Source organism: Cyanobium sp. CH-040, assembly GCF_024346135.1.
Lineage (GTDB): Bacteria > Cyanobacteriota > Cyanobacteriia > PCC-6307 > Cyanobiaceae > NIES-981.
Genome location: NZ_JAGQCJ010000001.1, coordinates 338,672 through 355,354, shown reverse-complemented (window position 1 = coordinate 355,354; position 16,683 = coordinate 338,672). Strand labels below are relative to the sequence as shown.

Genomic DNA, 16,683 nt, shown 5'->3' with positions numbered 1-16,683 from the left:
CATGGTTGAGGGTCTCCAGCGCGTCGTCGTCACCGGCCTCGGCGCTGTCACACCGATCGGCAACGACGTCGCCAGTTACTGGGACGGCCTGAAGAGCGGGCGCAACGGCGTGGCCGCCATCACCCTCTTCGACGCCGGCCGCCATGCCTGCCGCTTCGCCGCCGAGGTGAAGGACTTCGACACCCGCGGCTGGCTGGAGCCCAAGGAAGTGAAGCGCTGGGACCGCTTCTGCCAGTTCGGCGTGGTGGCCGCCAAGCAGGCCGTGGCCGACGCCGGCCTCACCATCGACGACGCCAACCGCCAGCGGGTGGGCACCGCCATCGGCTCCGGGGTGGGTGGACTGCTGGTGGCCGAGACCCAGACCCAGGTGCTGAACGAGCGCGGGCCCGACCGGGTCAGCCCGTTCTGCGTGCCGACGATGATCCCCAACATGGCCACCGGCCTGGCGGCCATCGCCCTCGGGGCGCAGGGTCCGAGCACGGCCGTGGCCACCGCCTGCGCCGCCGGCTCCAACGCCATCGGCGACGCCTACCGGCTGATCCAGCTCGGCCTGGCCGACGCGATGGTGTGCGGTGGTGCCGAATCGGCGATCACGCCCCTGGGGGTGGCGGGCTTCGCCAGCGCCAAGGCCCTGTCGTTCCGCAACGACGATCCCGCCACCGCCAGCCGCCCCTTCGACGCCGAGCGCAACGGCTTCGTGATCGGGGAGGGTGCCGGTGTGCTGGTGCTGGAGAGCCTGGATCACGCCAGGGCCCGGGGCGCGCGGATCCTGGCGGAGCTGGTGGGTTACGGCATGACCTGTGATGCCTATCACATGACCTCCCCCACCCCCGGTGGGCTGGGGGGAGCCGAGGCGATGCGCCTGGCGCTGCGCGATGGCCGGCTGGAGCCGGAGGCCGTGGATTACGTCAACGCCCACGGCACCAGCACCCAGGCCAACGACAGCAACGAGACCGCCGCCATCAAGAGCGCGCTGGGCGAGCACGCCTACCGCATCCCGGTGAGCTCCACCAAGTCGATGACGGGCCATCTGCTGGGTGGCAGCGGCGGCATCGAGGCGGTGGCCGCCGTGCTGGCGATGAACCACGGGGTGGTGCCACCTACCATCAACTACACCAATCCGGATCCGGCCTGTGATCTGGATGTCGTGCCCAACCAGGCCCGGGAAGCCAAGCTCGATGTCGTGCTGTCCAATTCCTTTGGATTCGGAGGCCACAACGTCTGCCTGGCCTTCCGGCGGCTGAGCTGAGCCACCCCTCAGCCGGCCGGCCCTCCGCTCCAGGGCCCCGCGCCCGGATCACCTGGCCCGATCACCTGATCTGATCTCCTGAACCGTTCGCTGACGCCAACGGCGCCCCAGCAGGACCCCCGTCCCCCACCCTTCGCTTCTCAACGATGGTCGCAGCTCCCCCGTCCCTCACCACCTCCGCCGGCCAGCTGGAGGCGCTGTGCGTCAACAGCATCCGCTTCCTGGCCGTCGATGCGATCAACAAGTCGAATTCCGGCCACCCGGGGCTGCCGATGGGCTGCGCCCCCATGGCCTTCGCGCTGTGGGACAAGGTCCTCAGGCACAACCCCAAGAACCCGAAGTGGTTCAACCGCGACCGCTTCGTGCTCTCCGCCGGCCACGGCTGCATGCTGCTGTACGCGCTGCTGCACCTCACCGGCTACGACTCGGTGACCCTGGAGGACATCAAGCAGTTCCGCCAGTGGGGCTCGAAGACCCCGGGCCACCCGGAGACGTTCGAAACCCCGGGGGTGGAGGTCACCACCGGTCCGCTGGGTCAGGGCATCGCCAACGCCGTAGGTCTGGCCATGGCCGAGGCCCATCTGGCCGCCCGCTTCAACAAGCCCGGTTGCGAGATCGTCGACCACTACACCTATGTGCTCATGGGTGACGGCTGCAATCAGGAGGGCGTGAGCGGCGAGGCCGCCTCCCTGGCCGGCCACCTGGGCCTGGGCAAGCTGATCGCCCTCTACGACGACAACCACATCACGATCGACGGCAACACCAATGTGTCGTTCACCGAGGATGTGCTGAAGCGCTACGAGGCCTACGGCTGGCACACCGTCCACGTGCCGGACGGCAACACCGACATCGCCGGCATCGCCCGCGCCATCGAGGAGGCCAAGGCCGTCACCGACCGTCCCTCGATCATCAAGGTCACCACCACGATCGGCTACGGCTCGCCCAACAAGGCCAACACCGCCGGTGTGCACGGTGCCGCCCTGGGGGCCGACGAGGCCGAGCTCACCCGCAAGAACCTGGGCTGGACCTATGGCCCCTTCGAGGTGCCTCAGGAGGCCTACGACCACTGGCGCCAGGCCGTGAGCCGCGGCGCCGCCGCCGAGGCCGACTGGAACAACCGGCTCGACGACTACCGCCGCAGCTATCCCTCCGAGGCGGCCGAGTTCGAGCGCCAGCTGCGCGGCGAGCTGCCCCAGGGCTGGGATGCGGCTCTGCCCAGCTTCAGCGCCGAGGACAAGGGCCTGGCGACCCGCCAGCACTCCTACAACTGCCTCAATGCCATCGGTCCGAAGCTGCCCGAGCTGATCGGCGGTTCGGCCGACCTCACCCACTCCAACCTCACCGACATCAAGGGGGAGAAGAGCTTCCAGAAGGGCGCCGAGGCCAACCGCTACCTGCACTTCGGCGTGCGCGAGCACGCCATGGCCTCGATCCTCAACGGCCTCGCCTACCACGGCAGCGGCCTGATCCCCTACGGCGGCACCTTCGCGGTGTTCGCCGGCTACGCGCTCGGCGCCATCCGCCTCTCGGCCCTCAGCGAACTGGGTGTGATCTACGTGCTCACCCACGACTCCATCGGTCTGGGCGAGGACGGCCCCACCCACCAGCCGATCGAGACCCTGGCCAGCCTGCGGGCCCTGCCCAATCTGCTGGTGATCCGCCCCGGCGACGGCAACGAGACCAGCGGCGCCTACCAGGTGGCCGTGGCCAACCGTCACCGCCCCACAGCCCTGATCCTCAGCCGCCAGGCGATGGCCAACCAGGCCAGCTCCAGCGCCGCCGCCGTGGCCCGGGGTGGCTACATCCTCGAGGGCAGCGACGGTGCCCCCGACCTGATCCTGATCGGCACCGGCACCGAGCTGGAGCTCTGCACCAAGGCCGCCGCCCAGCTGCGGGCCGAGGGCCGGAACGTGCGCGTGGTGTCGATGCCCTGCGTGGAGCTGTTCGAGGAGCAGGATGCCGCCTACCGCGAAAGCGTACTGCCAGCCGCCTGCCGCAAGCGCCTGGTGGTGGAAGCGTCCTGCAGCTTCGGCTGGCACAAGTTCCTGGGCTTCGAGGGCGACAGCGTGTCGATCGACCGTTTCGGTGCCTCCGCGCCGGGCCCGGTGTGCATGGAGCAGTTCGGCTTCACCGTGGACAACGTGGTGGCCAAGGCCAAGGCCCTGGGCTGATCCGGCCGGCCTCAGGCTTCTGCCTCTGAGATCTGCGGGCCCCGCCGATGGCGGGGCATTTTTATGGCTTGAGGCTCATAACGCCATTCCGGAAGCAGAGGCGCGCTGGGTGAGGTGCCAGCACGTGCAGCACGAATGGAGCGCAAATGATGTGGACTGGGAAACAAACCAAGCAGCAGGACTTCATGCGCCTGAGCCATAAGAACCCAGCCAAGTAGCAATTGATACGGGAGCCGGAATTGGCAGCCTCAATCAGGCCCCAGAGCGCTAGTCTGCGATGCATTCTTCTGCTTACAGTGGAAGACGCTGCACTGAGGCCCATTGCGACGACCGCTGATTGCAAGCGTGTCACACGCCAAAAGCCCAGATCGCCACGCGTTTCTACCCACGTAGTCCTGCTTGCCTGTCATGACTCTGGCACTGACAACCGACTGCCTGCGCAGCATCCGATTCATTATCCCTGGCGATGGAAGAAGTCCGGATATTGAGATCTATGCCTATGAGGGCGAAGGCTCGGATACTGGCAAGATTTTCTTCGAGGCTACCGTACTTGGCAATCGTGGGCTCACTGGCGACCTAAGAGGCCTGTTCTTCGACTTTGGCAGCTCTCTGGACGGCCTCAGTGTTGAAGGCACGGACATCACCGACTTCGGCACCGGCAATGTGATCGATCTCGGCAATGGGGCCAACATGAGAGGCGGTGGGAGGAGCCCATTCGATATTGGCATCGAATTTGGTGGGCCTGGAATTGGCCGGGGAGACGATATTCAGTTCACGTCTTTCATTCTAAGTGGTGAAACACCACTCAGCCTCGATGACATCGCCCAGGTCCAGTTCGGGGCCAGAGTCACGAGCACAGGCGCAATCGGTGGGCGCCGCAACGGCTCCGCCAAGCTCACGACCCTCGCGCCCGCGGCACCGGATGCCAACGATGACACCTACAGCATCTTCGAGGATGGAGCTGCAGGACTGGACGATCCACGAGCATCCGCTCAGGGGATTCTTCTGGAGGTGCTGGCCAACGACACGGATGCCGATGGCGACACGCTCACCATTCATGGTTTCGAGCGCCTGCCGCAGTGGGGAACGGTGGAGATCGTGGATGGATCGGATGCAGACTCCGAACCAGGCGATGCCATCCTCTACACACCATTTACAGACTCACCGACGCTTGATCCCTTGACTCTGGGAGACAGCTTCGTTTATTGCATCAAGGATAACAACGGCGGCACTGATTTTGCCACAGTCACCATTGCGCCGATCACGCCAGTCGCCGATGTGCCGCTGGTGGAATGGGAACTGCTGCCAGTAGAGGTGAATGGGAAGGTGGATGTCAGCCAGATCAACATTCGCGTCACCGCAACCCAGACCGATGATGACGAGTCCGAGTTCATTGACCGAATTCTGGCCAGTATTCCCGGAGGCCTGCCGGAAGGAGCAACGATCACGCCTGGCCAGTTCAGCTCAACTGATCAGCCACTAACCTTCACCAAAGATTTTCTGCTCACCCTGGATCCCGTTCGCGACTACGACTTTGACATCACATTCGATGCATGGTCTGAAGAAAAGCTGAATGGGGATCAACAGATCGGCTCCTCCGCACCCGTTGAGATTGTTTTCGACCACAACAGTATTGTTGAGCAGCTGAAGTTTGAAGCCAATGATCAGAGCATCTGGTCTGATGGTGACGCCTTTAAGTTCGAGTCTGATGAATTCCTGGGCGGCAGCTTTGCAGGCATACCAGCAGGATTCAGGTCCACCCGAAGTGTCGATGCTGGAGAATTAGGCAGTCTCTCACTAACTGCAGGCCTTGACTATAATTTTACTGCCGGCTTCCAATCAAAACTGACCTTTGAGGGCGGCTCGATTGATGCATCGGCAACCCAGGATATAACGGTGGAGACGGGTTATAACCGAACGCTCGACTTTCTGAAAATCCAGACCAGCAGGGAGCTGGTTGATGCAGCCTTTACCACCCAGGGCCCGAGGGGCAGCTATGATCTTGACTTTATTTATGATATAATATTCAGTTCATTTCTGCAACTTGTGGTTGACGTCCCACTTGGGGATCTTGGTGGGGATGTTAATGAAACATTTCCCCTGGGTGGTCTGAACACCGGCAAACAGTCTGCAGAGATTCTGAGTCTCGACAGTGAAGATCTCGATTTTGACATTAAAGTTCCAGAGTTTTTGGGGCCAGGCTTCTTTTCGCTTAGTTTTAATTGGCCAGATCTATCGATTTCGGATACACTCCCCCCCGGAGACGAACCCCTGTCTGGGTCTGGGAGTGACAATTTCCTCGGATTGACCGTCGACATCGACGAGCTGATAACCGCGTATTTGAATGGGTTTGGTAGCAACCCTGCAGGTTTCTCGAATCCCTTTGATCAACGGTTTGACATTTCCTTCCTAGATGGCCTCGGATCTCTCAAAGGATTCTTCGAAACCGTGGATCTCGACTTGAGCACCTTCCTCAGATTCATCCAGGAATTCAGCCTAAGTCTCGATGAGATCACCGGGCAGATCATATTCGAAAATGGCACGTCGCAAAAACACACCATTGGCGATGAGCTCATAATCGGCAATGCGTCTTCAATCGACACAAATAATGATGGCAATATTGATTTCAGGTTCATCCTAGATCAGCAGTCCAGATTGTCAAACAAGACCGACTTGGGCGTCGGTGGGGACCTGAGGACAAAGTTTCTGGAAGCAGGTGTTGAGTTTGATGTGCCCGGGATAGATGGTGATTTCAACTTTGGCCCCGTTGCCAGGAGGACAATTGACTTTGGCACGGCCAGCACTTCCGTGTTCAATGGAACTTTCGATTTAGACTTTGAAGAGCAACAGTTTTCAGCATTTGCATGAGCCATTTATTCTCCTTCAGCCCTCGCCAATGATTCCGCCTGGCATTCACCAGGCCAGGCACAAGTGCTTCAGGGCCACGGGGTTGTAGCGGCTGTCTTTGTCGCATCCAGTCAGGGCTTCAGATCGAAGCGATCGGCCTCCATCACCTTCACCCAGGCGCTCACGAAGTCGCCCACGAATCGCGGCGCACCATCGCTCTGGGCATACACCTCGGCGATGGCCCGCAGCTGGGAGTTGGAGCCGAACACCAGGTCCACCCGGGTGCCGGTCCAGCGCATGGCGCCGCTGTGGCGATCGCGCCCCTCGAACAGCGTGCCGGTGTCGTCGACGGGGCTCCAGGTGGTGGCCATGTCGAGCAGGTTGACGAAGAAGTCGTTGCTCAGCACCCCGGGGCGGTCGGTGAAGACCCCGTGGGGCACGCCATCGGTGTTGGCGCCCAGCACCCGCAGGCCGCCCACCAGCACCGTCATCTCCGGCGCGCTCAGCCCCAGCAGCTGGGCCCGGTCGACCAGCAGGTGCTCGGCGGCCACGCTCATCGGCCCCTTCTGCCAGTTGCGGAAGCCATCGGCCTGGGGCTCCATCACCGCGAACGAATGCACATCCGTCTTCTCCTGGGCGGCATCCATCCGGCCCGGGTTGAAGGGCACCTCCAGCGGCTGGCCCGCCGCGGCCGCGGCCTGCTCCACGCCCACGCCGCCGGCCAGCACGATCAGATCCGCCAGCGACACGCGCACGCCGTCGCTGCGGGTGGCGTTGAACGCCTGCTGGATACCCTCGAGCACCCCCAGCACCCGCTGGAGCTGCTCGGGCTGGTTCACGGCCCAGTCCTTCTGGGGGGCCAGGCGCACCCGGGCGCCGTTGGCGCCGCCGCGCTTGTCGGAACCACGGAAGCTGGAGGCGGACGCCCAGGCGGTGGCCACCAGCTCGGCCACGCTCAGGCCGGAGGCGGCCACGCGCCCCTTGAGATCGGCGATGGCCGCCTCGTCCACCAGCGGGTGATCGACCGCCGGGATCGGGTCCTGCCAGATCAGCTCCTCGGCCGGCACTTCGGGGCCGAGGTAGAGGGTCTTGGGCCCCATGTCGCGGTGGGTGAGCTTGAACCAGGCGCGGGCGAAGGCGTCGGCGAAGGCCTCCGGGTGCTGGTGGAAGTGGCGCGAGATCGGCTCGTAGATCGGATCGAAGCGCAGCGACAGATCCGCCGTGGTCATCATCGGCGGGTGCTTGAGCCCGGGGATGTGGGCGTCGGGGATCATGCGCTCCTCGGGCACGTCCTTGGCCTGCCACTGCCAGGCGCCGGCGGGGCTCTTGATCAGCTCCCACTCGTAGCCGAACAGCGTGTCGAAATAGCCCATGTCCCAGCGGGTGGGATGGGGTTTCCAGGCGCCCTCGATGCCGCTGGTGGTGGCGTCAGCCCCCTTGCCGCTGCCGTGGCGGTTGCGCCAGCCCAGGCCCATCTCCTCCAAGGGCGCCCCCTCCGGCGGCGCACCCACCAGCTCGGCGCTGCCGGCACCGTGGGCCTTGCCGAAGGTGTGGCCGCCGGCGGTGAGGGCCACGGTCTCCTCGTCGTTCATCGCCATGCGGGCGAAGGTCTCGCGCACATCGCGCCCCGACGCCACCGGATCGGGCACACCGTTCGGGCCCTCGGGATTCACGTAGATCAGGCCCATCTGCACGGCCGCCAGCGGGTTTTCCAGTTCCCGGTCGCCGCTGTAGCGCTCATCGCCCAGCCAGGTGGACTCCCTGCCCCAGTAGATGTCCTCCTCCGGCTGCCAGATGTCGGCGCGGCCGCCGCCGAAGCCGAAGGTCTGGAAACCCATCGATTCCAGGGCGGCGTTGCCGGCCAGGATCATCAGGTCGGCCCAGGAGATCCGGTTGCCGTATTTCTGCTTGATCGGCCACAGCAGCCGGCGGGCCTTGTCGAGGTTGCCGTTGTCGGGCCAGCTGTTGATCGGCGCGAAGCGCTGGTTGCCGGTGCCGCCGCCGCCGCGGCCGTCGGCCGTGCGGTAGGTGCCGGCGCTGTGCCAGGCCATGCGGATGAACAGGCCGCCGTAGTGGCCCCAGTCGGCGGGCCACCAGTCCTGGGAGTCGGTCATCAGGGCGATCAGGTCGCGCTTGAGGGCCGGGTAGTCGAGCTGCTGGAAGGCCTCGGCGTAGTCGAACTGCGGCCCCAGCGGATTGGAGGCCGGGCAGTGCTGGCGCAGGATCGCCAGGTTCAGCTGCTCGGGCCACCAGTCGCGCGGGGAGGGGCCGCGGCCCGCCACCGCCATGGCGCCGTGGCCGCTGAAGGGGCACTTGCCGAGTTCGGTCATGGGGCTCGCCTGCCTGATCGCACTGTTTCGACCGTAAGCAGCTCGGTCAGGAGCGGCCGGTGAGGGTCACAGTCCTTAGCGGGGTCCCGCCAGGGCAGCGCGGAAGGCCGGCGAATCGAGGATGGGCGTGTTGTGGTCGAGGTCGGGAACCAGCACCAGCTCGGCCACGCCGGGCGGGAAGGCGCGATGCAGGGCTTCGGCGTGGCGCGTGGGCACCACCGCATCGAAGGCCGCCGCCACGATCGTGGTGGGGACGCGCACCTTCGGGGCCTCGTCGGCCGCATCCCAGCGGTCGCGCAGCAGCAGATCCACCGGCAGCCAGGGCATGGCGCCGCGGGCCACCGCCGCCAGGCTGTCGAAGGGCACCAGCAGCACCAGCCGCTGCACCGGCCGGGTGGCGGCCAGGTGCACCGCCGGACCGGTGCCCAGGCTGCGGCCCACCAAGGTGATCGCGCTGTGGCGCTCGGCCACATGGGCGTAGAGGGCCCGGGCGTCGGCGCGCAGGGCCGTCTCGCTGGGCCGGCCCTCGCTGCCGCCGTAGCCGCGGTAGTGGAGCAGATAGAGGGCCGTGTCCGGCAGCAGGGCCGCCAGCTCTGCGCGGGTGAGGGAGACATCTTCAGCGTTGCCGCCGAAGTAGATCAGCGCCCGGGGCCCGGGATGGGGCCGATGGGCCACCAGCACCCGCGTGCCCTCCACCTCCAGCGCCAGCCGGCCGGAGGGATCACCGGCTGGCCTGGGGAAGTAGATGAAGGAGCGCTGGGTCATGGCCATCAGCAGACAGAGGCCGCCGTAGGCCAGCGCCAGCCCGCCGATCCAGCCCAGCCACCGTGCCACTGGTTCTCTAGGCGACGCCGAGCGGCATCAGCTCCATGAGTCCACCGTCGAGGCTGCCGAGGCTCTCCAGCGACAAGCCCTTGAAGGCTCCCGTACCCCTGAGGCTGCTGCGGTCCGGATCGATCTTGCCGGCGATGGCCTCGAAATCTCCATCGAACCCCTCCCGGCACAACTTGATCGGGGAGAGGGTGCGGAGGTTGAAGGCCACGCTGCCGAGAGTGACGCCGGATTCACCCTTGATCCGCAGCACACCTTCAGCTCTGCGGATCTTGAATTCCCTGGCCGTTGACGGGTCGTTCTTCACGGGTACCGCCTTGCCTCTGGTGTCGATGTCCAGGCGGAAGCTGAAATCGAATGGATCAGATCCGGAATCCTCCAGGCGACCCCTGATGGTGGTTTCGAAGGTCTTCTCGGTGATCTCGAAACCCGTTTTCAGGCCCCTCAGCGAATAGGGATTGCCGCTGCCGGTGATCTCATCGAAAGCCTCCGCAACCGGCTTCCTGAAGGGGTTGTTCGCCTGCTCGTCGTAGGTATCGCCGTCACAGCGAAAGAATCGGGGATCAGCCATCGCCCGTCATGCCAGAGAGGCTCACCGTAAGTCCCCCTGGCAAGGTCCAAGCGGTCGACGACCTCTCTGGCTGGTCACGGCCTTGATGGTCCGCTCCTGGCTCCGACCGCTTCAGCAGCCGATCGTGAACGGCGCCACCGGAGCGATGCGCGGGTTGCGGCCGCCCACCTGGTTGGCGCGCAGCACCAGGGCGGAGGCGCCCAGGTCGAGGAACACCCTCAGCACGGTTTCGCAGGCCAGGCGCGGCAGCAGCGACCGCCAGCTGCCCAGGCCCTGGAGCAGGTCGCGCAGGGGCTGGTCGTCGAGGCTGCTGCCCAGCCGCACCGAGCCCCGCTCCCAGTCGTCGCGCAGGGGCGGGATCGGCAGCAGCCGGCCGCGCAGGATCCGCTCCATATCCAGCAGCGTGGCCAGACGCCCGGCCTGCTCCGGCTGACGCTCGCGCCAGCGCTGCAGGCGCATGGGATCGACGCCGCGGATCTCGGCCTCCAGGTCGCGGATGGCGGCGAACAGGGCGAGGTTGGAGTCCTGGGCGCAGTTGTGGGCCGGCCCCACGAACGTGCCGCCGCTGCCGTCGCCGATGCGGTAGCGGGCCATCATCGCCGTGAGCTGGCGGCCGAAGGTGTCCAGCGGGCAGCGCTGCCGCTCCTCCCCCGGGGCGCCGAGGGTGTAGGTGCCGGTGAAGGGCGGGAAGCGCACCAGGATGTCGGCCACGGGCCGGCAGCCCAGCCAGCCCCACTGCCGCTCGGCCAGGTAGCGCCAGCGGTCCTGGGCGCCGGCCACGATGCCGTCGGGGTTGTGGGCATACACCTGGCGGTAGTCCACCGCCACCGCGAGCTCACCGCCGGCCAGGGGCTCGCGCAGCACCCGGCCGAAGCCGTAGGCGAAGTGGCCGGTGCAGAGCCCGCCGCGCAGGGCCTGCTCGCGCTGCTCGCCGCCGATGCCGCCGAACACGTGCAGCACCAGCAGCCGGTCGCCCTCCTGCCACTCGGCCAGCAGGGCATCGGCATCGCTGGCCCGGCGCGACACCAGCACCGAGCTGGCGGCGCCGGGGGTGGTGTCGGCCCAGGCCTGGTGGCGCACGTAGCGCCAGGCGGCGCGGCGATCGGCGATCACCCGCTGGGGCGGCAGGCGGCGCAGCCGCCGCGGCAGCAGGGCCTGCACCACGAAACCGCCGGCGCCGTCGGGCACGCCGCTCACCAGCCAGCCCTCGCCGTTGAGCTCGCTGCCTGCCAGATCCGCGGAGGTGGCGGGCAGGATGCCCTCCTGGTTGGCCAGCGGTTCCGGCAGGCGCAGGCGCAGCGGCGGACCGCTGAAGTCGCCGCGGGCCGGATCGAAGGCCAGGGCCTCCCAGGCGTCGCCGTCGAGGGGCCGCAGGAAGCGCACCAGGGCCCGGGCCAGACCGGCGGTCTGCAGCGGTTCGGCCGTCACCTCCAGGTGCAGGTCCGCCGCCGGGTTCGTGCCCGCGGGGGACAGCTCGCCCCCCTCCACGCTCACCGGCCCATCGAGCCGCACCAGCACGTCATCGTCGGGACGGGCGCCGGCCAGCGACTCCAGCGGGGTCACCTGGGGCCAGCCGTCGAGCCGCAGCGGGTGCAGGTTGCCGCCGCGGGCGCTGTCGCGGGTCTCGTCGCTGAAGCGCACGTCCATCGTCACCTGGGCCAGGGCGGGATCACGCCAGCGGAGGGCGGCGATCCGGCCGCGGCAGTGCTGCCAGCCCGGCGGCGCCTGCAGCACCTCGAAGCCCACGCTGCCGTCGCGCGCGTCGGCCGCCGGCAGGATCAGCCGGCCGATCCAGTGCGGCCGCGGCTGAATGCGTGGATCGCTCAGGGGCGCCAGGTCGCGGGCCGCATCGGGGCGGTGCCAGCGGTTGGCGAGGAAGCGCCGGTAGTTGGCGCCGCCCGCCGTCTGCTCCGCCTCGCCCCCGGGGGGTGCGGCAACGATGGCGCTCACCAGATCCACCGTCTGCTGCATGGGGGTGCGTCCGTCGGGGAGGGTGAGCCGGGTGTCCATCACGCCGCCCGGCAGTTCGTGACCCACCGGACCCAGGGGCACCCGCGTCACCCTGCCGCGCCGCAGCGCCCGGTTCCAGTCCGAGTAGTGGTGAACGGCCCAGCGGCGGGGAAACAGGATCGAGCCCAGGGGGGCCACCGTGTCGCGCTCCCCCACCAGGTGGAAGAGGTGCTCGGCCTGCAGGAAGCGGTTGTTGCCGGCGAACACCCCCGCCAGGGAGATCACCTCCACCGGGGCGCCGAGCAGCCGGCGCAGGTGGGGCAGGGCCCCGAGCGAGATCTGGCCGCCGCCGCTGAAGCCCAGCAGGGTGATGGGCGTGCCGCCGCCGGCGGGGTAGCCGTTGGCCAGGAGCGACTGCACGATCAGCTCGGCCATGCCGGCGTTGTAGAGGGGGCCGTAGCGGCCGTCGGCCGACACCGCCACCACGGTGAGGTTGCGCAGGTTCACCAGCAGCCCCAGCCAGGCGAGGGGACGGCGCACGCGCCACAGCTCCACCCAGCGCCAGAAGCGCGCCAGCCAGCGGCCCTCGGTGAGCGGCTGGTTGCTGATCGAGTAGGGCATCAGGCCGCGCAGGATGGCGATGTCGGCCGGCAGGGCCGCCGCCAGGCGGCGCAGGAAGTCCTCCCCCTCCGGCAGGGCCTCCTGGGAGGCCTGGCCGATGCCGTCGAGATACACCAACCAGCGCCGCACGGGGCGCTCCGGGGCCATGGGAACCGCCAGCTCGCCCAGGCTGGCGGGCCCCTCCTCGCCATCGCCGAACCAGCCGGCCCACCAGCCCAGCGCCTCCAGCGGGGCGAGGAAGGCGGCGATCAGAAACAGCACCAGGCCGATGCCGATCAGATCCACCACCAGCCCGAAGCTGCGCACCAGTGCCTGCCGGGCCAGGGCCAGCAGCAGGCCGGTGCCGGGCAGCACCAGGGCCAGCAGCAGCACCAGGGCGGTGAGCAGCCGGCGGCGGTGGCGGCGCATCCAGAGCCTCATGGCGGCCTCAGTGGGAGCTCATCAGTGGGGGCTCATCGCGGTGGCCGGCCGCTGGGCCCGGAGGCGGACAGGGCGCGCAGGGCGCGGCGGTCGCGCACCAGCTGCACCCCGGCGGCGCGGTTGAGCAGGCCACGGCCCAGGCGCATCAGCGGCTGGCCGGCGCGCCGCTGCAGCAGCAGCATCACCAGCCAGCCGCCCAGCAGGGCCATGAAGGCCTGCCAGGCCCCCAGCCCGGCCACCTCCACCAGGGCCACCACGAAGGCGATCGCCGTCCACAGGGAGAGCAGGGTGAGCCAGGGCACGCCCAGGTAGGGCAGGGCGCCGAGGAAGGCCAGCAGCTGGGGGGCGTGGGCCACGCCCAGGGCCAGCACCACGGCGGAAGGGCGCACGGGCACGGCGAAGGCCAGGCGGGCCACCAGCCAGGTGCTCAGGGCCCAGAAGAGAAAGCCCACCACCAGCAGGATCGCCTCCACCACCAGGCTGAGGACAAAGCGCAGCGGTGACACCCGGTTCACGAACAGGATGAAGGCATGGCCCACGCCCTGGGAGAGGGCGGCGAGCAGGGCGATCAGCACGCCCCACCAGGCCGGCACCTGACCGGCGGCGAGCATCCGGAAGCCGTCGGGATGGAGCCCCAGGGTGTGGCCCACCAGCTCGGTGAAGGTGTCGATCACGGATCCATCCCTGTGGGCGGCTCACCACAGCAGCAGGCTGGGCGGCTGCTGGTCGAGGCGCCAGAACTGGCGGTGGTGGCGCAGCAGCTCCTGGCCCACGATCGCCTCGGCGCCCACCGACGCGAAGATCGGATCGTCGGTGACGATCACCTCGGCCGGCCGGGCGGGGGCACCGGCGGCGAGGCCGATGCCGGACACGGAGAAGCGCTGGGCGCGCTGCAGGCCGCAGAAGCCGGCGATGCGCACCGGTTGCGGTGCCGCCCCGGCCGTCAGGCGCCGGCCCAGGGCCGGGGTGATGAACAGCCCCTCGGCGCCGGTGTCGGCCAGGGCCGGCATGCTGCCGGCGGGGGTGGTCAAGGGCAGCAATGGCACGCCGCCGCTCCAGCGCAGGGGCAGGAGGGTGGCCGCGCCGGGCGCGGCGGCGGCCTGCCGCTCGGCGGCGACCACGGCCGGCGAGCCCAGGGCGAGGCGGCCGGCCGGCGGGTCCACCCACAGCGGCAGCTGCCGCAGCAACGGCGCGCCGAGCACTCCGTCCACCCCCTCGGGCAGACCACCGGTGGCCAGCACCAGGGCTTCGGCTCCGCGGATCTCGAGCAGCCCCGCGCCACCGCTGAGGCGCAGGGTGGGCAGGGTGGTGCGCTGGGGGTTGAGATCCGCGCAGCTGCGGCCCGCGCCCACCAGGCCGAACTGATCGGCGGGGATGGGGGTGCTGGCAAGGGCCAGCCGTCGCACCAGGGCCGGCGACACCAGGGTGTTGGAGGCACCGGTGTCCACCAGGAAGCGCACCGGCTCGGCGCTGCTGCCGGGCCCGCTGGTGCGGAAGCTGAGCACCGGCGTGTCGCCACCGGCGGCCCGCACCAGGGGCGCACTGGCCGATCCCTGCAGCAGGCCGGCCCGCAGCGGTGCCCCCTTCACCTGGATCAGGGCCGCGGCATCGCGGGTTTTGGCGCTGACGCTGGGGGTGGCGGTGGCAGGCAGCAGCGCCAGCAGAGGCACCGCCAGGGCTGACGCCAGCCGGCGCTGAAGAATCCAGCGGAGCTTTCCCATCGGTGCCAGGGGTTGCGGCTACTTGATGCCGACCACCATTGAATCGGGCCCCACCAGCGGCTGCACCCGGGTGCTGGAAAAACCGGCCTCCCGCATCCAGCCGCAGCAGTCGGCGCCGGTGTAGTCGAAGCCGCCGGGAGTTTCGATCAGCATGTTCAGGCTCATCAGCAGCCCGAAGGCGTTGGTGGAGCGGTCGTCGTCGATGAGGGCCTCGTAGACCACGAGGGCACCGCCGGCCGGGAGGGCCGCGAAGGCCTTGGCGATCAGCATCCGCTTGGTGGGCAGGTCCCAGTCGTGCAGGATGTGGCCCATCAGCACCACGTCGGCTTTGGGCAGGTCCTGCTGGAAGAAGTCGCCGGGCACGAACGAGAGCCGATCGTCCAGCCCCTGGGCATGGACGTACTCCTCGAAGATCGGGGCCACCTCGGGCAGATCGAAACCGAACCCCTGCAGGTGGGGATGGGCCAGGGCGATCTGAACCGCCAGGTCGCCCTGGGCGGTGCCGATGTCGACGAAGGTGCGCTGATCGCCCCAGGGAAAGGTGTGGGCGATGGCGACGTTGGCGCCCCGGCTGACGCCGGTCATGGCCGCCAGAAACTCCTTGAGGCGGGCCGGGTCGGCATAGATGGTCTCGAACAGGCCGACGCCGCCGTTCCTGAGTTCGTTCTGGGGCTGGCCGGTGCGCAGGGCCTCGGTGAGATGGGCCCAGGAGGGATAGAGGCGGTGGTTGGCCATCTCCAGAATCCCGCCGATGTAGGAGGGCTTGTGGCGATCCAGGAAGAGATCGGTGTCAGCCGTGTTCGCATAGCTGGTTCCCGTGCGCTGCAGGAAGCCGAGGGCCACGAGGGCATCGAGGAAGTCCCGCGCCGCGCGCGGGTGCAGCCCCAGCCGGGCGCTGAGGGCGTCGAACGATTCAGGACCACGGGCGAGTTCGGTGAACACGCCGATCTCGATGGCGCTGAGCAGCACCTTCGACGACCAGAAGGCCAATCCCGTCTGCAGGATCGTCTCGGGATTGGGCTGGGAATCCATCGTGCCTGCGGCTGGTGGGAGTGGTCGGACCGGACAAGCCCAGCGTGAGTGGAGGGCCTGCGTTCATGGACTAGCACGTGGGCCGAGATGGCGCAGTCACTCGTGGACCAGTTAATGGAAGGGGATTGAGATGGTGGAACGCTCGCCATCACCTGGCCGCAGAGAGTGGAGCAGAAGTGAACCCATGGGCCAAGCGATACTGCGGTGGCGGGTCAGGTGAATGGCCGTGTCAGAGAGGGGCAGCATGGTCAGGAATCATCAGAGGAAGGATTCTTGATGTAACCATCGCCAGAATCTCAGCCGACGCACGCTCAATCAGCTTTGCTCTCTGCGCACGCCAGTGAAGGCTCTTGAGCTGATCTGCGAGAACGACGCCGATCTCGCCGCTACCCTTTGGCAAGTCCACCTCAAATGGATAACCCTTGACACGAGAAGTCAGTGGACAGAATAAAGGTGGACAGAATAAAGCCAGCCCAACCTTTGCGTTGCAGGCCTTCGGCGAGATCACCAATGCAGGTCGCCTTCCGACCTGCCCACTTCCTGTCTGCGGTGTGAATTCAAGCCACACTAAATCCCCTCAATCAGGGACGCATGCAGCTGTCACTAGAAGAACTCAGCCCGGACAACCGCTCCCGTATCAACAGACGAGTGGAGATTGCTCTCAGAGACCTCTACCAAGAGATCATCAAGACTGAGTCGAGCAGGAAAAGCCAGCTTCAGGACAAGCTCGCCATCCTTTGCAGTCAAGCTCACTTCAACACCAGCACCAAGACCAACCTCCCCAGCCAGACCACGCGGGATGCGCACCCCGAGACTGTTTCCCCATATCTGGACGCGCGTCCACATGGCAACCCTGTGGCTATATGGCGAGTATAAAGTTTTGGGATGCAGGTGCTTCGCCACCATCTCTGTAACGCTGCCCCTGAGTGGCAGGCAAGAA

Annotated in this window: 12 protein-coding genes; 3 read left to right on the top strand and 9 right to left on the bottom strand. The window is 67.4% G+C overall.

What is annotated here, in order from left to right:
- Nucleotide 1 precedes the first annotated feature (1 nt).
- The 3 genes from fabF (at nt 2) to KBY90_RS01850 (ending at nt 6,288) form a co-directional block, all read left to right on the top strand.
- Nucleotides 2-1,249, top strand: a complete 1,248-nt coding sequence (gene fabF / locus KBY90_RS01860; RefSeq protein ID WP_254966701.1) for a beta-ketoacyl-ACP synthase II — start codon at nt 2-4, stop codon at nt 1,247-1,249.
- Between the two features lie 146 nt (nt 1,250-1,395).
- Nucleotides 1,396-3,420 carry a transketolase gene (gene tkt, locus KBY90_RS01855; protein WP_254966699.1) on the top strand — a complete coding sequence of 675 codons (2,025 nt, stop codon included), beginning with the start codon at nt 1,396-1,398 and terminating at the stop codon, nt 3,418-3,420.
- Between the two features lie 408 nt (nt 3,421-3,828).
- Nucleotides 3,829-6,288 carry an Ig-like domain-containing protein gene (locus KBY90_RS01850; RefSeq protein WP_254966696.1) on the top strand — a complete coding sequence of 820 codons (2,460 nt, stop codon included), beginning with the start codon at nt 3,829-3,831 and terminating at the stop codon, nt 6,286-6,288.
- Nucleotides 6,289-6,398: 110 nt separating this feature from the next.
- On the opposite strand, the gene katG is transcribed toward KBY90_RS01850, so the two are convergent.
- The 9 genes from katG to KBY90_RS15135 form a co-directional block, all read right to left on the bottom strand.
- Nucleotides 6,399-8,597: a catalase/peroxidase HPI gene (gene katG / locus KBY90_RS01845; RefSeq protein ID WP_254966695.1), complete on the bottom strand. Its 2,199-nt coding sequence runs from the start codon at nt 8,595-8,597 to the stop codon at nt 6,399-6,401.
- Between the two features lie 75 nt (nt 8,598-8,672).
- Nucleotides 8,673-9,431, bottom strand: a complete 759-nt coding sequence (locus KBY90_RS01840; RefSeq protein WP_254966694.1) for an alpha/beta hydrolase — start codon at nt 9,429-9,431, stop codon at nt 8,673-8,675.
- A gap of 7 nt (nt 9,432-9,438) precedes the next feature.
- Nucleotides 9,439-9,999: a hypothetical protein gene (locus tag KBY90_RS01835; RefSeq protein WP_254966692.1), complete on the bottom strand. Its 561-nt coding sequence runs from the start codon at nt 9,997-9,999 to the stop codon at nt 9,439-9,441.
- 111 nt (nt 10,000-10,110) lie between these two features.
- Nucleotides 10,111-12,990 carry a hypothetical protein gene (locus tag KBY90_RS01830; RefSeq protein WP_254966690.1) on the bottom strand — a complete coding sequence of 960 codons (2,880 nt, stop codon included), beginning with the start codon at nt 12,988-12,990 and terminating at the stop codon, nt 10,111-10,113.
- A gap of 32 nt (nt 12,991-13,022) precedes the next feature.
- Nucleotides 13,023-13,664, bottom strand: coding sequence for a hypothetical protein (locus tag KBY90_RS01825; RefSeq protein WP_254966689.1), 642 nt, complete (start codon nt 13,662-13,664; stop codon nt 13,023-13,025).
- Nucleotides 13,665-13,685: 21 nt separating this feature from the next.
- On the bottom strand, nt 13,686-14,711 hold the full coding sequence (locus KBY90_RS01820; RefSeq protein WP_254966688.1) for a retropepsin-like aspartic protease: 1,026 nt from the start codon (nt 14,709-14,711) through the stop codon (nt 13,686-13,688).
- 18 nt (nt 14,712-14,729) lie between these two features.
- Complete coding sequence (locus KBY90_RS01815; protein WP_254966687.1) at nt 14,730-15,743, bottom strand: acetylserotonin O-methyltransferase; 1,014 nt, start codon at nt 15,741-15,743, stop codon at nt 14,730-14,732.
- A 229-nt stretch (nt 15,744-15,972) separates the two neighbouring features.
- A complete protein-coding gene (locus KBY90_RS01810; protein ID WP_254966685.1) occupies nt 15,973-16,311 on the bottom strand; it encodes a type II toxin-antitoxin system PemK/MazF family toxin in 339 nt (112 codons plus the stop codon).
- Between the two features lie 35 nt (nt 16,312-16,346).
- On the bottom strand, nt 16,347-16,589 hold the full coding sequence (locus KBY90_RS15135) for an AbrB/MazE/SpoVT family DNA-binding domain-containing protein (RefSeq protein ID WP_396122483.1): 243 nt from the start codon (nt 16,587-16,589) through the stop codon (nt 16,347-16,349).
- Nucleotides 16,590-16,683 lie beyond the last annotated feature (94 nt).

Coding starts and splice junctions, on each gene's coding strand:
- KBY90_RS01835 (WP_254966692.1), bottom strand. CDS start 9,999: ATGGCTGATCCCCGATTCTTTCGCTGTGACGGCGATACCTACGACGAG.
- KBY90_RS15135 (WP_396122483.1), bottom strand. CDS start 16,589: ATGTGGACGCGCGTCCAGATATGGGGAAACAGTCTCGGGGTGCGCATC.
- KBY90_RS01830 (WP_254966690.1), bottom strand. CDS start 12,990: ATGAGGCTCTGGATGCGCCGCCACCGCCGCCGGCTGCTCACCGCCCTG.
- katG (WP_254966695.1), bottom strand. CDS start 8,597: ATGACCGAACTCGGCAAGTGCCCCTTCAGCGGCCACGGCGCCATGGCG.
- KBY90_RS01850 (WP_254966696.1), top strand. CDS start 3,829: ATGACTCTGGCACTGACAACCGACTGCCTGCGCAGCATCCGATTCATT.
- fabF (WP_254966701.1), top strand. CDS start 2: ATGGTTGAGGGTCTCCAGCGCGTCGTCGTCACCGGCCTCGGCGCTGTC.
- KBY90_RS01820 (WP_254966688.1), bottom strand. CDS start 14,711: ATGGGAAAGCTCCGCTGGATTCTTCAGCGCCGGCTGGCGTCAGCCCTG.
- KBY90_RS01815 (WP_254966687.1), bottom strand. CDS start 15,743: ATGGATTCCCAGCCCAATCCCGAGACGATCCTGCAGACGGGATTGGCC.
- tkt (WP_254966699.1), top strand. CDS start 1,396: ATGGTCGCAGCTCCCCCGTCCCTCACCACCTCCGCCGGCCAGCTGGAG.